The sequence below is a fragment of the Hydrogenothermus marinus genome (assembly GCF_003688665.1).
GTDB classification, from domain to species: Bacteria; Aquificota; Aquificia; order Aquificales; family Hydrogenothermaceae; genus Hydrogenothermus; species Hydrogenothermus marinus.
Genome location: NZ_REFO01000010.1, coordinates 473,514 through 491,703, shown reverse-complemented (window position 1 = coordinate 491,703; position 18,190 = coordinate 473,514). Strand labels below are relative to the sequence as shown.

Genomic DNA, 18,190 nt, shown 5'->3' with positions numbered 1-18,190 from the left:
TAATTATAATAGGATATGTTAATGAATGTAATAGATTGGATACAAGAAAAAAAGGTTATAGATGTTTATGCTTTTTATGAAGAAGTCCCAATAAAAGTAAAAATAGAACTCCATGAAATAGATTTTGATAAAGAACAGATAATTTGGTCTTTAAATGAAAAACTTCTGTTTGCACTTTCAAAAACTAAGGAACTTTATTTTGAATATAACGAAACTATTTATGTTATGGGTGTAATTATTTATAATAAAGAAGAAATGGTAACCACATTTCCTACAGTTGCAGCAGAGCCAAAACTAAAAAGAAATCATATAAGAGTTCAAACATCTGAAGAAGATCCTATCTATATTAAATTTGATGATTATAAAATAAAAGCTTGGGATATATCAGAAGGTGGAGTTGGTATTTTATTACAAAAACCAGACTTATTTGAAATAGGAAAAGAGTATAAATTTATTTTAGAAATTTTTAATAAAGATTTTAAAGTAAAAGGTGAAGTTGTTTATATAAAAGAGATAGATAAAAGCAATTATAAAATAGGTATTAAATTTATTAATATCTCTCCTACATTAGAGGATACTATTTTTAAATATATTTTAAAGCGACAAAAAGAAATTTTAAAGAAATTATCTTATTTTAAATAAAGATAAGGCAAACACCTTCTCTTCTAAAACCTTATTTTTTTCTTGCCATTATATAGTATAAAAGAGGAACATATACTAAAGTTAAAAATGTACCAACAATAAGACCACCAATGGCAACTGTTCCAAGAGGTGCAAGTCTTTCAAGACCTAAAGCCCAACCTAAAGCAATAGGAATCATTCCAACTGCAGTACCAAATGCAGTCATTAAAACTGGCCTTGTTCTTAATTTTATACTTCCAATAACTGCCTCTTTTAAAGATTTTCCTTCTTTTAATGCTTGATGTATAAAATCTATTAATAGAATTGAGTTTTTAGTAATTATACCTGCAAGTAAAACTATCCCCATCATTCCTGGCATTGATTGGTGAAATCCTGCACCAAGTATTGACCAAGCGGCACCTATCACAGATAAAGGTATAGCAAATATAACTGCTATTGGAGCTAAAAATGAGCTAAAGGCTGGCACAAGAGCTAAGAATAAAAGTAAAATACCTAATCCTATAGCTTTTACCATTCTTTTCATACTATCATTAAGCTGTTTTATATCACCTTCATGGGATAATGTATATCCTGCTGGCACTTGAAATCCTGATTTTTCTAAAGCTTTATCAAAGCTTTCTACAATATGAGTAATTGCTGCTTTCTCTCTATATCCGATAATATCTATTGTATAGGCTAAATCTTGTCTTGTAATTAAGGAAGGTTCAACATCTTTTTCTATTTTAGCTACTTCTAATAAAGGTATTTTACCTTTTGGAGTATCAATGTAATAACTTGCTAAATCAAGTTTAGAACTTCTGTTTTTATCAGGATAAACTACCCTTATAAATAAACTTTTTTCATTTGGTACATTAAATATTGAAACAAAGCTTCCTTTAATCTTTTTACCTATTTGAGATGCTATTTGATAAGGTGTTAAGCCATAAAAAGATGCTCTTTTATAATCAATTTTTAATTTATAAATTATTTTGTCATAATCCCAGCTTTTTGATAGAGAAACTATTCCTTTTGTGTTATATGCAATATCAAGAACTTTATTTCCAAGTTTATCAAGGGTTTTTAAATCTTCGCCACTTATTCTTATATCAAGGTTTCCTTTTATTGAAGAAAGTGGTGTTGCACCATAATCAAAAACTTGAACATATTTTACATTAGGAACATTTTCCCATATTTTTTTTCTTAACTCTTCTTCAATATCCCAAATACTTTCTTTTCTATGGAATCTATCTATATAATGGATAGTCAATGATAAAGTTTGAGTTGGATTTCCTGAACCAATTGTGAGTATTCCCGGTTCAGAACCTGATGCTATATAAAACATTTCTACTCTTTTATCATTTTTTAATATATCAGCTATTTTTTTTGCAGCTTCTTCAACTTTATAAACAGATAGGTTTGTATCAAGATTTATAGTTGCCTTTACAATTCCTGTATCCATAGGAGGCATTATTTCTCTACCTACAAGAGGAATAATTAATTTTAAGCTTAATACAAATAAAAGTATTAATGGTATAAAATATAAAGGCCTTAATATTTTTCTTTCCATTGCAAGTTTGGCCATAGAAGAGTATAAATTTTTCAAAGGCTCAACAATAGTGGCAGATATTTTATATGTAATTTTTTCTATTATATTTTTTTCTGAATTATCTTTTTTCAATAAAAATGGAGCTATTAGTGGAATAAAAAATATTGAAACAAAATAAGATACTATTACAGCAATTATTAAAGTTGATGCAAGAGGTCTAAATATTTTTTCTGGATAATCGCCAACAAATAATAATGGAAGTAAAACAGAAGTTGTTGCAATTGTTCCTGCTAAAACTGCAAATATTACCTCTTTTGTCCCATTTATTACTGCAGTTTTTATATCTTCTTTTAATTCATATAAATGTCTTTCTATATTTTCAAGAACAACTATTGCATCATCTACTAGCATACCAAGAGCAAGGATTATTGCAGTAAGACTTACTATATGAAACTCAAGTCCTAATATCCACATAATACCAATTGTAATAGCATAAACGAAAGGAATAGATATAGCTGCTATTATCATTTGCCTGATATTTGCTAAAAAGAAGAAAATAACAATAGAAACCATTATTATGGCATCTCTAAGAGCTTCAAGCATATTAATATTACTAAGTCTAATAATCTTTTCTTGTGTATCTGCTATTTCAAATCCAAGATTTGGAAACTGCTTTTCTAATTTTGGAATTAAAGCTTTTACTTGACTAATAGCTTTTAAAGTATCACCTGTTGCTTGTCTTTGTACTGCTAATGCTATAGCTGGTTTTCCATTTCCTATAAAGAAAGATTTATTAATATAATAGTCATACTTAACCTTAGCTATATCTGAAAGTTTTATATCTTTTGTAATTTGTATATTTTTTAATTGCTCTATATTTTTTGCCTTATTTATAGATTTTACTAAAATCTGATTATTTTTAGAGATTAAAAATCCAATAGGAATATCTAAGTTTGTTTGTTGTATTTTTGCAAGAACAACGCTTGAAGGAATATTTAGCTTATTTAGTTTATCTTTATCTATTTCAATAAATACTTCTTTTTCATATCCTCCAAAAACATCAACATTTGCAACTTCTTTTAATTTTAAAATCTGATCCTTTATTTGGTTTTCTGCTATCTGTCTAACATCTGCAAGGGATAAACTATTATTTTTTGGATATACTGCTAAAACTAAAACAGGTGGTGTTGCATCTGTAATTTTATGATACTGAGGTTCTTTTATATCTGATGGTAATTTTGATTTTATTTTATTTACTTCATTTTGAACATCCACTACTGCTTGATTTATGTCTTTATCATACTCAAATTCTGCTTTTATAACTGTAAATTCATCAAGAGAAGTTGATGATACTGTTCTTACTTTATCAATTGTATAAAGTCTTCTTTCTATGGGCAGAGCTATATTTTCTGCCATATCCTTAGCAGATGCACCAGGTTCAACAACAACTACTGCAACTGTTGGTCTATTTGCATCAGGAAAAAGTTTTTGTTTTATATTAAAAAATCCTATAATTCCAAGTAATATAAAGGCAAGAATTAAAGATATTATTAAATGAGGTCTTTTTAATACAAGATTAATTATATTAAAGTTCATTTTTGCTTTCTCCAGTTATTAATTTTGCTTTTCTACCAGAAGCTAAAAGTCTTAATTTACTTTCATCACCGATAGCTACTGGATTATTTCCTATATTTCCTTCAACAATTACGTAGTCCTTATTTTCACCTTTGATAACAACAGGAACTTTTATAAATTTTCCATTTTTATATTCAAGAATATAAGTACCATCTGTAAGATGTAAAACTGCATTAACAGGTAGTTTTATGCCTTCTACAGTCTTTTCTAAAATAACATTTATATTAGAATTTGAAGTTAAACTTGCAGGTTTTTTATTTAATATGGTTCTTAAAATTTTAAGATTTCTTTCTGCATATGGATAAAATCCAGCTATTTTTAGATATATTTTTTTACTATCTGTTTGAATATATGCTTTTGTATTTTTACTTAATTTAAAATCTTGAGGAAGATTTATATCAACTTCATATGTTTTACTTTCAATTTTTAAAATTGGTTTTATAGTTGAAGCTAAATTTCCTTCTCTTAATATTATATTTTGAATAGTGCCATCTGTAGGTGAGTAAATTTTATAATAAGTAAGTTCATTTCTTAGATTATTTATATTTTCTTGGATTTTTTCTATATTATTTTTTAGCTGTTTAATATTAGATTTTATCTCTTCTAAATTTGCTTGTGCTGATTTATATGTTACATAACTTTTTTCAAATTCAATTTTTGGTAGTAAATCTTTTTTATATAGCTTTAAATATCTTTTATAAATTCTTTCTTTTTCTTTTAAATCTTCATTAATAGCATTTTCTTTTGTTTTTAATGCAGAAAGCTTATTATTTAAGTTTTCTAAATCTAATTTTAGATTCTCAATTTTTGTTTTTATATCTTTATCATCAAGAATAACTAAAAGCTGTCCTTTTTTTACAGGTTGTCCTATTTCAACCCTTATTTTCTTAATATAAACTGGCTTTTTAGATTTTATATCTACTGTATTTACAGGTTTTATATATCCAAGAAATTCTTTTTTTTCTGTTATTTTATCTTTTTTAGGTATTACACCACTTACTATATAAATTGGTCTTTCTGGTGTTTTTTCATTTAAAAGTTGTTGTTTCCTTTTTTTTATAAGAGTTATTCCACCTGCTACTAAACCAGCAAAAATTATAAAAATAATAACAATTTTAATAACTTTTTTCATTTTTCTATACCTCTTATATAAAATTATTTTTATATTAAAATATAGTTATAAAAATGTCAAACATTTTTCTATGATGGGAATTATAACTGTTTTATAATATTAACAAAAACAATTAATGAGGAGTAAAGATGGAAAAAATACTTGTTCATATATGTTGTGGTGTTGATGCAGTATGGGCTTTAAGAAAGCTAAAAGAAGATTTTCCAAATAGCCATATTGAAGGATATTTTTATGATCCAAATATTCATCCAGAAGAAGAGTATGAACTTAGATGGATTGAAACAAAAAGAGTATGTGATGATTTAGGAATACCTTGTGAAAAAGGTGATTATGATATTGAAAACTGGTTTAAGGCAGTAAAAGGTTATGAAAATGAGCCAGAAAGAGGCGAAAGATGTAGTATATGCCATGATATTAGACTTGAAAAATCTGCTGTTTATGCAAAAGAAAAAGGTTTTAATAAATTTACCACTGTCTTAATGATGAGTCCAAAAAAGGATTTTGAAGTTTTAAAAGAGATTGGAGAAAGAATAGCTGACAAATATAACCTTGAGTTTTTAGCTGTAAACTTTAGAAAAGGCGGTGGAATGCAAAAAATGAATGAACTTTCTAAAGAAAAAGAGCTTTACCATCAAAACTATTGTGGATGTATATATGGACTTTTTAAACAAAGACAAGGACTTGAATATATTCCAGAGCTTGTATCCTTTTCAAAGGAAATTTTACCAGGAAGTAGAGAAGAGACTTTAGAAATTAAAAAGATAAGACTTTTTGCTGAAAATCTTGGTTTAAAATGTCATGAAGAAGAGTTTAATTTTATAAACTGGAAATTATTAAATTCTATTGTAAAAGTAGGAAAAGAACCAGTTTCTCATGAAGTTTTACCTTATTCTGCCTCAATAAGAGGTATTTTAAGAGATAAAGTAGAAAATATAATAGAAAAAGAGAATAAAACTATATTAAGATTTAAAAAATCAAATGTAGAAGTATGGATGGTAGATAATATAAAAAATATCAAACTTGATAAACCAAGATTTATTACAAATCCAATATTTATAATTGAGAAAAAAGATATAGAAATAGGCCAAAAGTTTGAGTTTCAACTAAAAACAGAAATAGATCATAATGCTAAAAGTAGCATTTTAATAATTGGAAATTTAAAATCTGAGGAAAATATTTTTGTTTCCATTAGTGAAGGTTATAATAAGGTTATAAACTTAATTAAAGAAAATATAGAAAACATAAAAAATAATAAAATATCTATCGTAATAACAGGTTCAGATTTATATGGTGATATAGGTAAATATTATTTTGATACATATATAAATAAAAAAGAAAAACAAAGTTGTTGAAGAATTTTTTCTAGGCTGGAAAGTCCAGCCTCTTTTTTTAAACTAAAGTTTGCTGTATTATATCTTTTAATTCTTTATATATTTTTTCTCCACCTGCTATTACATTACCATCTAAAATCTCTTTTCCTTCAAAATTGGTAAATATTCCACCTGCTTCTTTTACTAAAATAAAACCTGCTGCTATATCCCATATAGAAAGTTTCATTTCAAAAAATCCATCAAATACACCTTCAGCAGTGTATGCTAAATCTACGGCTGCTGCTCCCGGTCTTCTAACTGCTGAAAATCTAATCATTGTTTCTCTAAAAGCTTTTAAATATTTATCAATTTCTTCAATTCTTCTAAATGGAAATCCTGTAGCTACAATAGCAAGTTCTTTTTCTTTATTAGAAACTTTTATTTTAGTTCCATTTAAGTATGCGCCTTGTCCTTTTCCAGCCCAGTAAAGTTTATCAAGCATAGGAATATAAATACTACCTGCTATAATATCATTTTTATATTGAAGTGCAACAGAGACTGCAAATATATCAAATCCATTTATATAATTTTTAGTTCCATCTAATGGATCAACTATCCATAAAAAATCACTTTCTCTATTACCTATTACTCCATCTTCTTCACCTAAGAAAGCATGATCGGGATATATAGAAAGAATAAAATTTCTAATTCTTTCTTCTGATTTTTTATCTACATAAGTAACAAAATCTTTTCTTCCTTTTTCTTCTATATCCTTTTTTTGAATATGCTTAAAATGTTCTTTTAATATCTGTCCACCAATAGTAGCTGCTTCTTTACATGTTTGTATATAATTTTCTATATCCAAAATATTACTCCTTCTTAGTTATAGCTTCAAGACAAGGAAGCATTTTCCCTTCTAATAATTCTAAGAATGCTCCACCACCAGTTGATATATAGCTAATTCTATCTGCAACTCCGGCCTTGTGTATTGCATAATCTGTATCTCCACCACCTGCAATAGATAAAGCTGGGCTATCTGCTATCATTTTTGCAAGTTCAAATGTTCCTTTTTTGAATTTATCAAGTTCAAAAACTCCCATAGGCCCATTCCATATTATTGTTTGAACATCTTTAATAATTTCTGAAATTAATGTTAAAGATGCATGTCCGATATCAAGGCCCATCCATCCTTGAGGTATTTCTTGCCATGCAACTTCTAAAACAGGTGTTTGATCTGAAACTGCTTGTCCACAAACAAAATCAACAGGAAGGTAGAGTTTTACATTTTTTTGTTTTGCTTTTTCAATTATTTCTAAAGATTTTTCAATCATATCATCTTCAACGAGAGAACTACCAACATTGTATCCCATGGCTTTTATAAAAGTAAAAGCCATAGCTCCGCCAATAAACATTTTATCTACTCTATCGACTAAATTATTTAAAACACCAAGTTTAGAAGATACTTTTGCTCCACCAATAAATGCTAAAACTGGTCTTTGAGGATCAAGTAAAGCTTTTTCAAAAAATTTAAGTTCTCTTTCAAGTAAAAATCCCATTACAACAGGTTGTATATAATCTTTTATTCCATACATTGAAGCATGTTTTCTATGGCATGTACCAAAAGCGTCTATTACATAAATATCTGCTAAACTTGCAAGTGCTTTTGCAAATTCTGGATCATTTTCCTCTTCTTCTTTATGGAATCTTAAATTTTCAAGAAGTAAAACATCACCTTCTTTAAGTTCATTAACCATTTTTTCAACTTCAGGTCCTACACAATCAGGTGCAAATTTTACTTCTTTTTGTAAAAGTCTTTCTAGTCTTTTTGCAACAGGGTATAAAGAGTATTCAGGTTTTCTTTCTCCTTTTGGTCTTCCCATATGAGATGCAAGTATTAATTTTGCATTTTTATCTAAAATATAATTTATAGTAGGGATTGTTTCTCTTATTCTTGTATCATCAACTATTGCTCCATGCTCATCAACAGGTACATTATAATCTACTCTAACTAAAACCTTTTTACCTGATATATCTACATCTTCAATTGTAAGGAAATTTTTAAACATCATATCCTCCTAGAAAGATATATCATCGTCTGATTCATTTTCTTCAAGGCCATCAAATATATCCCAGTTAGGACTTTCTATACCTTTTAGTTTTAATGCAGTATTTCTTAAAAGTTCCAGATAAGCAGCTACATCTTTGAAGGCTTCAAGCATCGTTGAAAGTTTTTTCTTTTCTTCTTCTGATAATTTATCTTTGTTTAATTTTAATGCCCTTTTTACTGCTGCTTTAGTAACTATGATCTCTCCTACTTTTTCTTGCCACTGACTCCAAAATTCATCTGTTCCCATAGGAGCTTTTATTACAAATCTTTCTAAGTTTGTAATTTCTTGAGCAAGTAACATATTAAAAGGAGATATATCTTTTTTCATTTTATTTAAACCTCTTTATTATTATTATTTTTGTACTGCCTTATTGCTTCTTTTATTAAAAAACCAATAATAAGTACAGCTACACTAATAAAAGCTATAGCTGAAATAATAGCTGTTATAGGTTCATTATGCATCGTATCCACCTCCTTAATCTATCCAGTAGTTAGGTGCCTCCTGTGTAATATATATATCATGTGCATGACTTTCTCTTAATCCTGCATTTGTTATTTTTACGAATTTTCCTTTTTCTTGTAACTCTTTTATTGTTCTACTTCCTGTATATCCCATTCCACTTCTAAGGCCACCAACAAGCTGATAAACTACATCAGATAAAGGCCCTTTAAATGGAATTCTTCCTTCTATACCTTCAGGAACAAATTTTTCAAGATTTTCTTGAGAATATCTATCTGAAGAAAATCTTTCCTTCATAGCTCCTAATGAACCCATTCCTCTGTAAACTTTATATGATCTTCCTTGATAAAAGATTCTTTCTCCCGGTGCCTCTTCTGTACCTGCAAATAAACTTCCAAGCATCACTGCATCAGCACCTGCAGCTATAGCTTTTACTATATCTCCAGAATATCTAATTCCTCCATCTGCAATTATAGTTCTATCATATTTATGAGCAACTTCAGCACATTTTGCAACTGCTGTAATTTGAGGAACTCCAATACCTGCTACTACTCTTGTTGTACATATTGAACCTGGGCCAACACCTACCTTAACTCCATCTGCACCTGCTTTTATTAAGTCTTCTGCTGCTTCAGGGGTAGCAATATTTCCACCTATTACATCTAAATCAGGATATTTTTCTTTTATAGCTTCTACAGTTTTTAAAACTCTTACAGAATGGCCATGGGCTGTATCTACTATTATTATATCAACACCAGCATTTACAAGAGCTTCTACTCTTGCAAGTGTATCAGGACTTGTTCCTACAGCAGCACCTACTCTTAATCTTCCTTTCTCATCTTTACATGCATTTGGATATTGTTTTCTTTTTACAATATCTTTTATTGTAATTAATCCTTTAAGTCTTCCTTCTTCATCAACAACAGGAAGTTTTTCAACTTTATGTTTTTGTAAAATCTCAACTGCTTCATCTAAGGTAATACCTTCTCTTGCAGTTACAAGTGGAGCTTTTGTCATAAATTGTTCTACTGGTTTAGAATAATCTCTTTTATGTAAAAATCTTAAGTCTCTATTTGTTAAAATACCAATTAGTTTGTTATTCTCATCAACAACTGGCACACCCGATATCTTGTAAGTTGCCATTATTTCAAGAGCATCTTTAACAGTTTGGGTAGGCTTTATTGTTATAGGTTCTGAAATCATTCCACTTTCTGCTTTTTTAACTCTTTCAACTTCTCTTGCCTGATCTTCAATGCTCATATTTCTATGAATAATACCAATTCCACCTTCTCTTGCAAGGGCAATAGCAAGTCTATAGTTCGTAACAGTATCCATTGCAGCAGAAAGAAGAGGAATATTTAATTTGATATTTTTAGTAATATAGGTGCTAACATCTGTCTCATGCGGCAAAACATCTGATTTTTGTGGTAGTAGTAGAACATCATCAAAAGTTAATGCTTCTTCTATATTTTTAGGATCAAACATGATTGCTTATTTCCTCCAAAATAGGAATGTATAAAATTAAATATATTAATTTTAACATTATTTTAGAGGCTAAACATCTAAAAATTTAAATAAAATTAGCTGAATTTGAATTTTATAGTACTCCCTACAGATATATATAATCCAGACTCTTCTTTTATTTTGGGTATATTTTGTTTAAAGTCAAATTCTGCTAGTAATTCTAATTTTCCTTCAATTTCATCAACATCTTTTAAATCATTAAATTTTACAAAGTTAGTAAGATTTTTATTATCTATGAGATTTTTTACTTCATCAAGAATTTCTTCTTGAATTTTCCCTTCATCAGAATTTTTTTCTTGAATTTGAATTTTCCCTTTTTTAACAAATTTATAATGCATTTCTTCACTTGCAGGAGCTTGATTTATGTCTTCTTTTTCTAATTCTATTAAACCTAAGCCATAACGAGTATCACCACCTATAAAAACATTTTTTAAATTTTTCAAAATATCTTCAAAATTACTTATATCTAATCCAATATATCCAACCCAATAGATATTTTTAGGTAATATTACATCTATTTCATGGAGAGATTCATCTTTTGCACTTAATGTTTGAGGATTTATTGCTGTTGAAATATAAGTTGTTACAAACTCTTTTCTAAATTCTTTTTCAGATAAATCTCCTAAAAAAAACTCTCCATCCTTAAACTTTGGATATAAAACTTCATTTTCAATCATAGGATAAAAACAGGTGATATTTTCAAAAAGCTCTTCATTGTAGTTTCCTGTATTTTTAAAATATGCATTAGTCAAAGCGCCCCACATGGTTTGACCAGGAATAAAAAGTCTGGTTTCATTTATAACGCCATACTTGTTATATCCTATATGGATTGGTTGAATTTGTTTAAACTTTACCTTATACCAAACTTTATTATCTTCTTTACTCATTCTCAATCCTTCCAAGCTTTTGCGTGATATCTTGCATAAATTAAAGTTCTTTCTAAAATCTCTTTAAAAAATAAAAGCTTATGTAAATCCTTAGAAAGTTCTTCGAAAAATTTCTCCTTATCATCATAATCTATATCCATTATTTTCATTAATTCTTCTATTTTTTTAATGAAAACATCATCTATCTCTTTTGATTTGCAATAAACCCAGTAAGCATAAACACCATCATTTGCTAAAACACTTAAAGCTTTATCTATTTCATTTTTATATTTTGTTTTATCTTTGCCTTTAGTTTTTATTTCTTCTACTATCTTGTAGCCAACTTCATTTATTTTTGCGTCAAGATTCTCCATTTTCTCCTCCTGAAGCAGGATTCTCATTTTCCTTATAATTTAAACTACTCATTTTCAATCTCCCAAAACCTCTTGTTGTCATTCCACCTATTCCAAGAGTCTCAAAAAAATGTTTAGAATCTTCCAAAGCTTCACATACAAGTTTTATTTCAGGCAAAGTATCATCATTTAATCTTTTAAATATCCTTATATTCCCACTAAAAATTGTTCCTCTTGGTATTGCTTCACTTGTAAATAAAGCACCTTCTTTAGCCGCCCCAGTGATAGGATCTATAGAAACAGATGTTCTCACTTCTAAGTTAGAGTTTATAATATGAGAGAGTAATTGATCTGGAACTATTACTATATCTTTTCCTGATAATTCATAAAGATTTTTAAGTTTGTCAGTTTGAATATTTATACTTCTTACTTCATAAGGAAGATTTAACCATCCAAGATTTATATATTTGTTATTTTCTGAAGGATTTTCTAATACTATAGCTTTTTCTTCATTATTCTCTTTAGATTCTCCATTTTCTAATAATCCATTTTCTATTAAAATCCTTTTGGAAGTTATCCATTTGGTTCCAAATCTTGTATAGACTGGGAAAAATAAAATATGCAAATCACTAAAAAATAGCATCCCTTGGCTTGATATATCTTTTTTAGAAAATCCAAAAGCTTTACAAACTATACAATGCCCACAATGACCTGTTTTACTAGAAGGTGTTTCATTAATTTCTATATTTGGAGATTCATCTTGGCCAGCGCAAGTTATTCTTGCAATCTTATTATATTTCCAATATTCCCATTTTTTCCCATCTTCTTCTGGTTCATTTTTCCATTTATATCTTTCAAACTTTTCCTTTAAATTTCCATGAGATTCATACTCTGTACTATTAAAATCAGGTTTTTTGTCTTTTATCTCACTAATTAATTTTAAAGCCATATAATATCTCCAAGTTCCAGCCAAACTACTACCGGGTATTTTGGGAATATTTGTAATAGGATCTCTAACTATTGTATTGTCAACTCTTCCTATGGTATAACCACCTGTGCCTATGTATATTGGATCTGTTGAGATAGCAAAAATATCTATTTTTTTTGTTAGTGCTTCTCCCATTTTATATCTCCTTTAATGTAGTATGATAATATTCAAACATATCAATAAATTTTTTCATCTCCTTGAAACTATAATCTTTAATTCCAAACTTTGTTACATTTATATTTTCTCTTTTAAAAGTAGATTCCATAAACTTTTTAAAACTATCTTCATTGTTTTTCCAGTCTCGTAATTTTGAATAAATTAGACTTACTAATCTATGTAAAATGGCTGGTTTATTTTCAAATTCCTCTTTGAAAGCTTTAAATTGTGTCCATTCTTCCCAAATATAAGGTCTATTTGATTTTAGATCAGATGCTCTTTTCCCATTTTTATAATAAATATCATTTCTTCTTGAGTTTGTATCTAAAAATTCAAAATCTATTGTATTTGGATAAATTATAAATTCTTCAAAAGGATTATAATTTTTAACACCTTTACCTAAAGGTAAATTTAAAAATTCATAATCTGGATTAACATTTGTTTCATAAAGAGAGTAATAATCTACAGGATTATTACTAATTTTTTCTATATCATCACAACAATTTATACAAACTTTATCTTCTGTTTTTATATCTTCCCAATCTTTTATATCTCTTCTTATGTTTCTTAAAGCTTTTATACCTACATAAAGAGGTTTTTTGTAATCTTGAACAACTACTCCAATATGAAGAGGTAGTTTTCCATTTACATATTTAAAATGTTTATAATAAAGTTTTTGTATTTTTTCTATAACTTCATTAGTTTTATTAGCTGGAATAGCAAACTGCCAAGAGATAGGTGTAGGATCAATAATAGAAAAATATTTTTTGTATTTATTATCGTCTTTTATCTTTTCTAAAATCATGTTTTTTAAATAATTTTCAGGTAAATCTTGGATAATATTTTTAAAATTTTCTTTTTTTCTAATATCAGTTATACTTCCTAATATATCTCTTTTTACTTCTTCAAGAAAATTTTTAGTACTTTCCCAAATTCTTCTAAGTCTTGCTGGAGATGGATTTTTACGAAGTAAAAATTGAAGAATAAGTTTTGATAAAAATTCTATGTCTTTATCTGTAAGCTCATCCCATTTAATATTGCGTTTTTCAAAATCTATAATACTTTTATTGGATAAATTATTTTTTATAAACTCTTCCCAAATATCTCCTATGCTTCGTTCTAATAATAGATTTTTTATTTGTAAAATTGTAAAATTTATAGCAAATATTTTATATAAATGATCTTTACAAGTTTTACAAGGTTTAGTGTATTCATCAAAAGAAATTGATGCGCTTTCACTTATGATAATTCTTTTATTATCTTTATTAAAAAACTTATAATGTTTTAACCACTCCTCTTGTTGCAATAATTTTTTAACAAGCGGATTTTGTTTATTTGTACTTTTTTTTAGTTTGCCAAAATTATTTTCAAAAGGTTGTCTTATACCTTTATAATCAAAAAGAGATAAAAATTTTTTTATTTTATTTTCATCTTCTTCAGTTATTTCTAAATTTGTAATTACATCTTTTTCTAATTGTTTTTTTATAAAATTTATTAAATATTTAATGATCTCTGTATATTCATTAAAATTCTCCTTTCTAACCAATAAACTACTAAGCATTCTCCCATTTAACCACTCTTTAAGCTCAAATTTAAGAGTCATTAAAGCTATACGGCCATTTTCATCAGCAACTTCACCAGTCCATATAGTTTCTCCTTCTTGATTTTGAATCCAATTTTCTAACCTTCCCTCTCTTCTTTCCCTACAAATATCACACATTAAAGTTTCATCATCTTTGGTTGCAAATCTAACTTTGCAAACTTGACAGATACCTATTTTATCATTTCCTTTTTCTTTATCATTTTCTTTATCTTTATCTATTTCTTTTTCTTTATTTTTATCTTTATTTTTTTCTTTTTCTTTTTCATCATCATCATCTTTTTCTATTTCTATTTCTAGTTTTAAAAAGTTTTTCTTTGAATCATCTAAAAGTTTAGTCAAATTCATAATGCCGCGACTTGGCTTTGTTAAATCAAAACTTGGATATATTAATTCATCTTTTTTAAACTTTTCAGAAAAAACTTCTCTAACTTTATCATAAATTTTATCTTTTAAATCTTGAGTATTTTCAAAGCTTTCTGGAACTAAAAAATATATCCCTGTTTCATCTCTATAGATTTCATTGCCTAAAGGATATTCTATTTCAATAATCTCTTTTATTTTATCTTCTACTTCCTTAGATGCTTTTCTATACCAGCTTATATGGGCTGGTTTTAAACCTTTTTCAGCTAAAGCCAATTTATCATATTGAATGCCTAAAATACTCCATTTAATATTTTGAGGATTGTTAATATATTTTTCCTTTGCTTCTTCTAAAGATGAAGAATTTATTATTATTTCAGCTAAAGCTGACTTAAACATAGTAGAGCTCATATAAGCTTGATCAAATAAGGTTACATCATTTATAGGAAAGCGAGTGTCACTTAAAAGATTTGAATACCAACTTTTTACCTCTTTTAAAACGAACTCTCTTATTTCTTTCCAGTTTGGATTATTAAACCACTTATTTTTTTTAAATTCTTCGTTTAAAGCTATAAAAAAACATTTTCTCTTGTCATCAAAATAATATTTATTTACATCTTTAATATAACTACCAAAAGCATTTGAAATCCACAAAGAATTATTTAATTGTTCTTTTGGTGAACCTTTATCTATGCCAGAATTTATATTTTCACACCCTTTAAAAAATATATTTTTTATAAAATCACTATTTGAAGCATTTCCTTTAAAAAACTCTATCCATTTAATTTTTTCATTATTTATTTCAACTTCTTCTTTAAAAATAAACTCTTTTAATTTAGGATTAATTTCTTCTAATTCTTTTCCAAAATAACTCTCATTATTATTATTTTCCTTGTAATAATCCTTATAGCTGCTAAATTTTTGCTCTTCATTTGGAAAATATTTCTTCCAAAAACCTATATGTGTTTTTCCAAGATTAAAAAGCAAACTTCCAATTTCAGCTTTTAATATTTCATCTCTATTTTTTTCAATCATTTCCGCACTCATCTCCATTACTCCAAAAGCATTGAAAATCTATATCTTGACACTTACCCCATCCCAATTTTGTCTTGGCTCCAATGCCGTTTTCAAAAGCTTTTTTTATACATTTTTTTAAAAAATTCAAATCTCTTTCAGCCTCTTCTTTTATTGTTTCATTAGGAGCCATCACTTTATCAAAAGGAATATAAACAATTTGCAGTTTTCCTTTTGTTTCTTTTGGAACAACTTCATAATAAATAGGGTTTTTTCCAGCTTTAGTTCTACGATCGTGAGGATTTATCACTTCAAGAGATAAACTATCAAAAAATGTAGGATAAAATATAGCTCTTCCTTTTTGAGCTTGGATATTTTGTTCTTGGTATTTTTTGAATATATCTTCTAAATTATCATCTTTTTTGATACTAATTCCTTCTAATAGGAAAAATAACTTTAGTTTATTTTTATCTAAATTCTTATCATTTATTAATTCTCTAAAGTTTTCACTGCCAACTCCAAAAATTCTAAAATAACTTTTTAAATTTTCAATTGTCTTATTAGAATCATTATCTTTATTATTTTCATTAATTATATCTATTGCTGACTTTTTTAAAACTCCTTTCCAACTACTTCCTCTAATCATAGGAACTTTAAAAGCTTTATCCTTTAAACATGGATTATTTATTAAATAAAATTCATCATCATCATGAGAAAAATAGGGAGATTTTAATTTAAATTTTGCTTCTATTGCGAAAGAGTATGGGATTAATAGTTTTGTAAATTCTTTTAAGTTTTGTATTTGAGCTATATTATTAAAAGTTTCATTTTGTATATTTATTTGCTTCTTATTTTCTTGTTCTAAATTATATTTCAGATATTCAAGTGGAAAATTTTTGAGCTTATAATTTTTAAAATTTTTATCTGTAGGATTTGGATTTTTCCAGAAAGGAAATAATTTTTTTAAATCTTCTTCTGTATCTTTAATTTTAGTTTCTTTGTAATCTACATAAATTTTACAGAAATGAATATAATAAGAAAGATCGTCCTCAGTTTTATTGAGTATTGTTTCGTAATGCATTTTCAATTTCCTGTTTATATTTATTTATTATTTTATTAATATTATTAATATTAAGTAGAGAAATAATATGGCAAATACTATTACTATTATCAATCATAGAAAAATAAAAATTTGAAGCTTCACCCTTTTTCCCGAAATTTTTATCTCTAAATTCTTTTCTTTCCTTTTTTCTCAAAAAATATTTTATGTTATATCCTAATATTTTTTTATTTTTAATTTTATCTTTTGCTATTTCTTTTATGTCCAAAGAATCCCAAATTACAATTTGCTCATCACGAATATTTTCATTATATTCATTTAAATCTCTTAAATTTTCATATTTTAATTTCACAAAACCAAAACCAAAGGATTTTTTCCCACCAAGAAGGATAAATTTATCTTCATAAAATTTTAAAAATCTTAAGAACTCATCTTTAAAATTAGGAGAAATTTTAAAATCAACTTGTATATTTTCTATGTATTTGAGTTCTTTTTTTCCATTAAATAAAACTTTTTTTGTCCAAAAATCTGTATTTATTAAAAATTCTGTATCTATATCATCTAATTTAAGAGTATTTAAATCATATTCCATATTCTCTATCTCTACTCTACTTTTCCAGCCAGTGCAACCAAAAATTCTTGATGGCAAAGATATTCCCATTTGAGCTAATATTTCATCAGATATTTCTTCTAAATCAATATCTTGATTATTGTTTTGATGTTTTATGATTTTTTCTTTTAATTTTTTTAGGAATTTTTTATAATCTAAGCTTTCTTCATATTTGACTTCTATCCCTGCAAAATGGCAATAAACTTCAAACCAAAATCTAAGACTTCCAATAATAGATGATGGTTTTAATTCTGAGCATTCTTGCCATGCATCTCCGGTAAAAACAGGTGTTATTGTTTCAAACTCTACTGAAAAAGATTCCTTCCCCATCTTTTATCCAAAATATTTTATATGCACTGAAATTTTAAAAAAATTTTTTATAAATTTCAACCTGTTAATTAATTCCTTATAGGTAGGCTACAAACAAGTTATAGAGTAGGGTAGAGAAGATGAATGAATACATAGGTTTCAATTCCTTATAGGTAGGCTACAAACTATAGAGGAAATTGACGAAAACCTTGAGTATTATGGTAGTTTCAATTCCTTATAGGTAGGCTACAAACGGAGAAGATGTATTTTTATATGTAGAAGTTCCTAATGAGTTTCAATTCCTTATAGGTAGGCTACAAACATAAATAAAATAAACACCTTCCACACACACATAGACGGCGTTTCAATTCCTTATAGGTAGGCTACAAACAAGGAATCCTCATCTTCACAAGTTTCTCATTGAAAAAGGAAGTTTCAATTCCTTATAGGTAGGCTACAAACGATTTTGCGAGGCAAGCCTGTCTGTGAGCGTGTTTCTGCGTTTCAATTCCTTATAGGTAGGCTACAAACCTTGC

15 protein-coding genes and 1 CRISPR repeat array (1 of these 16 running past the window's edge) are annotated in these 18,190 nt (G+C 27.2%); of the genes, 2 read left to right on the top strand and 13 right to left on the bottom strand.

Annotated features, from left to right (window positions below; translation table 11 throughout):
• Positions 1–21: 21 nt before the first annotated feature.
• Positions 22–642 carry a flagellar brake protein gene (locus tag CLV39_RS02915; protein WP_170145589.1) on the top strand — a complete coding sequence of 207 codons (621 nt, stop codon included), beginning with the start codon at positions 22–24 and terminating at the stop codon, positions 640–642.
• 31 nt (positions 643–673) lie between these two features.
• Here the strand turns inward: CLV39_RS02915 and CLV39_RS02910 are convergent, their stop codons facing one another.
• Entirely contained in the window at positions 674–3,763 is a 3,090-nt protein-coding gene (locus CLV39_RS02910; RefSeq protein ID WP_245960290.1) for an efflux RND transporter permease subunit, read from the bottom strand.
• Positions 3,753–4,934, bottom strand: a complete 1,182-nt coding sequence (locus CLV39_RS02905) for an efflux RND transporter periplasmic adaptor subunit (RefSeq protein ID WP_121922715.1) — start codon at positions 4,932–4,934, stop codon at positions 3,753–3,755. The genes CLV39_RS02910 and CLV39_RS02905 overlap by 11 nt, the downstream gene beginning before the upstream one ends.
• Positions 4,935–5,062: 128 nt before the next feature.
• On the opposite strand from CLV39_RS02905, the gene CLV39_RS02900 reads away from it, so the two are divergent.
• Positions 5,063–6,286, top strand: coding sequence for an epoxyqueuosine reductase QueH (locus CLV39_RS02900; protein ID WP_121922714.1), 1,224 nt, complete (start codon positions 5,063–5,065; stop codon positions 6,284–6,286).
• Positions 6,287–6,323: 37 nt separating this feature from the next.
• On the opposite strand, the gene CLV39_RS02895 is transcribed toward CLV39_RS02900, so the two are convergent.
• From CLV39_RS02895 to cmr1, 11 genes are all read right to left on the bottom strand, one after another.
• Positions 6,324–7,109 carry an inositol monophosphatase family protein gene (locus CLV39_RS02895; protein ID WP_245960289.1) on the bottom strand — a complete coding sequence of 262 codons (786 nt, stop codon included), beginning with the start codon at positions 7,107–7,109 and terminating at the stop codon, positions 6,324–6,326.
• Between the two features lie 4 nt (positions 7,110–7,113).
• Positions 7,114–8,310, bottom strand: a complete 1,197-nt coding sequence (locus CLV39_RS02890; protein ID WP_121922713.1) for a phosphoglycerate kinase — start codon at positions 8,308–8,310, stop codon at positions 7,114–7,116.
• Between the two features lie 9 nt (positions 8,311–8,319).
• Entirely contained in the window at positions 8,320–8,679 is a 360-nt protein-coding gene (locus CLV39_RS02885; protein WP_121922712.1) for a hypothetical protein, read from the bottom strand.
• 5 nt (positions 8,680–8,684) lie between these two features.
• Entirely contained in the window at positions 8,685–8,813 is a 129-nt protein-coding gene (locus CLV39_RS08805) for a hypothetical protein (RefSeq protein ID WP_281271957.1), read from the bottom strand.
• A 13-nt stretch (positions 8,814–8,826) separates the two neighbouring features.
• Positions 8,827–10,296 carry an IMP dehydrogenase gene (guaB, locus tag CLV39_RS02880; RefSeq protein ID WP_121922711.1) on the bottom strand — a complete coding sequence of 490 codons (1,470 nt, stop codon included), beginning with the start codon at positions 10,294–10,296 and terminating at the stop codon, positions 8,827–8,829.
• Between the two features lie 95 nt (positions 10,297–10,391).
• Entirely contained in the window at positions 10,392–11,222 is an 831-nt protein-coding gene (locus CLV39_RS02875) for an RAMP superfamily CRISPR-associated protein (protein WP_121922710.1), read from the bottom strand.
• Between the two features lie 2 nt (positions 11,223–11,224).
• The gene (locus CLV39_RS02870; RefSeq protein WP_121922709.1) at positions 11,225–11,575 is read right to left on the bottom strand and encodes a hypothetical protein; all 351 of its coding nucleotides are present in this window, start codon (positions 11,573–11,575) and stop codon (positions 11,225–11,227) included.
• Positions 11,562–12,677: an RAMP superfamily CRISPR-associated protein gene (locus CLV39_RS02865; RefSeq protein ID WP_121922708.1), complete on the bottom strand. Its 1,116-nt coding sequence runs from the start codon at positions 12,675–12,677 to the stop codon at positions 11,562–11,564. The genes CLV39_RS02870 and CLV39_RS02865 overlap by 14 nt, the downstream gene beginning before the upstream one ends.
• A 1-nt stretch (position 12,678) precedes the next feature.
• Positions 12,679–15,708 carry a CRISPR-associated protein Csx11 gene (locus tag CLV39_RS02860; protein ID WP_211325037.1) on the bottom strand — a complete coding sequence of 1,010 codons (3,030 nt, stop codon included), beginning with the start codon at positions 15,706–15,708 and terminating at the stop codon, positions 12,679–12,681.
• A complete protein-coding gene (locus CLV39_RS02855) occupies positions 15,689–16,756 on the bottom strand; it encodes an RAMP superfamily CRISPR-associated protein (protein WP_121922706.1) in 1,068 nt (355 codons plus the stop codon). Before CLV39_RS02855 ends, CLV39_RS02860 begins: the two co-directional genes overlap by 20 nt.
• On the bottom strand, positions 16,731–17,675 hold the full coding sequence (cmr1, locus tag CLV39_RS02850; RefSeq protein ID WP_121922705.1) for a type III-B CRISPR module RAMP protein Cmr1: 945 nt from the start codon (positions 17,673–17,675) through the stop codon (positions 16,731–16,733). Before cmr1 ends, CLV39_RS02855 begins: the two co-directional genes overlap by 26 nt.
• A 65-nt stretch (positions 17,676–17,740) precedes the next feature.
• A CRISPR array of direct repeats spans positions 17,741–18,190; the repeat unit is 30 nt; unit sequence GTTTCAATTCCTTATAGGTAGGCTACAAAC (it continues 132 nt past the right edge of the window).

Excerpts from the sequence above, each read along its gene's own strand:
- CLV39_RS02870 (WP_121922709.1), bottom strand. The coding sequence starts at position 11,575 with ATGGAGAATCTTGACGCAAAAATAAATGAAGTTGGCTACAAGATAGTA.
- CLV39_RS02855 (WP_121922706.1), bottom strand. The coding sequence starts at position 16,756 with ATGCATTACGAAACAATACTCAATAAAACTGAGGACGATCTTTCTTAT.
- CLV39_RS02865 (WP_121922708.1), bottom strand. The coding sequence starts at position 12,677 with ATGGGAGAAGCACTAACAAAAAAAATAGATATTTTTGCTATCTCAACA.
- CLV39_RS02915 (WP_170145589.1), top strand. The coding sequence starts at position 22 with ATGAATGTAATAGATTGGATACAAGAAAAAAAGGTTATAGATGTTTAT.
- CLV39_RS02905 (WP_121922715.1), bottom strand. The coding sequence starts at position 4,934 with ATGAAAAAAGTTATTAAAATTGTTATTATTTTTATAATTTTTGCTGGT.
- cmr1 (WP_121922705.1), bottom strand. The coding sequence starts at position 17,675 with ATGGGGAAGGAATCTTTTTCAGTAGAGTTTGAAACAATAACACCTGTT.
- CLV39_RS02900 (WP_121922714.1), top strand. The coding sequence starts at position 5,063 with ATGGAAAAAATACTTGTTCATATATGTTGTGGTGTTGATGCAGTATGG.
- CLV39_RS02860 (WP_211325037.1), bottom strand. The coding sequence starts at position 15,708 with ATGAGTGCGGAAATGATTGAAAAAAATAGAGATGAAATATTAAAAGCT.
- CLV39_RS02885 (WP_121922712.1), bottom strand. The coding sequence starts at position 8,679 with ATGAAAAAAGATATATCTCCTTTTAATATGTTACTTGCTCAAGAAATT.
- CLV39_RS02875 (WP_121922710.1), bottom strand. The coding sequence starts at position 11,222 with ATGAGTAAAGAAGATAATAAAGTTTGGTATAAGGTAAAGTTTAAACAA.
- CLV39_RS08805 (WP_281271957.1), bottom strand. The coding sequence starts at position 8,813 with ATGCATAATGAACCTATAACAGCTATTATTTCAGCTATAGCTTTTATT.
- CLV39_RS02890 (WP_121922713.1), bottom strand. The coding sequence starts at position 8,310 with ATGTTTAAAAATTTCCTTACAATTGAAGATGTAGATATATCAGGTAAA.
- guaB (WP_121922711.1), bottom strand. The coding sequence starts at position 10,296 with ATGTTTGATCCTAAAAATATAGAAGAAGCATTAACTTTTGATGATGTT.
- CLV39_RS02910 (WP_245960290.1), bottom strand. The coding sequence starts at position 3,763 with ATGAACTTTAATATAATTAATCTTGTATTAAAAAGACCTCATTTAATA.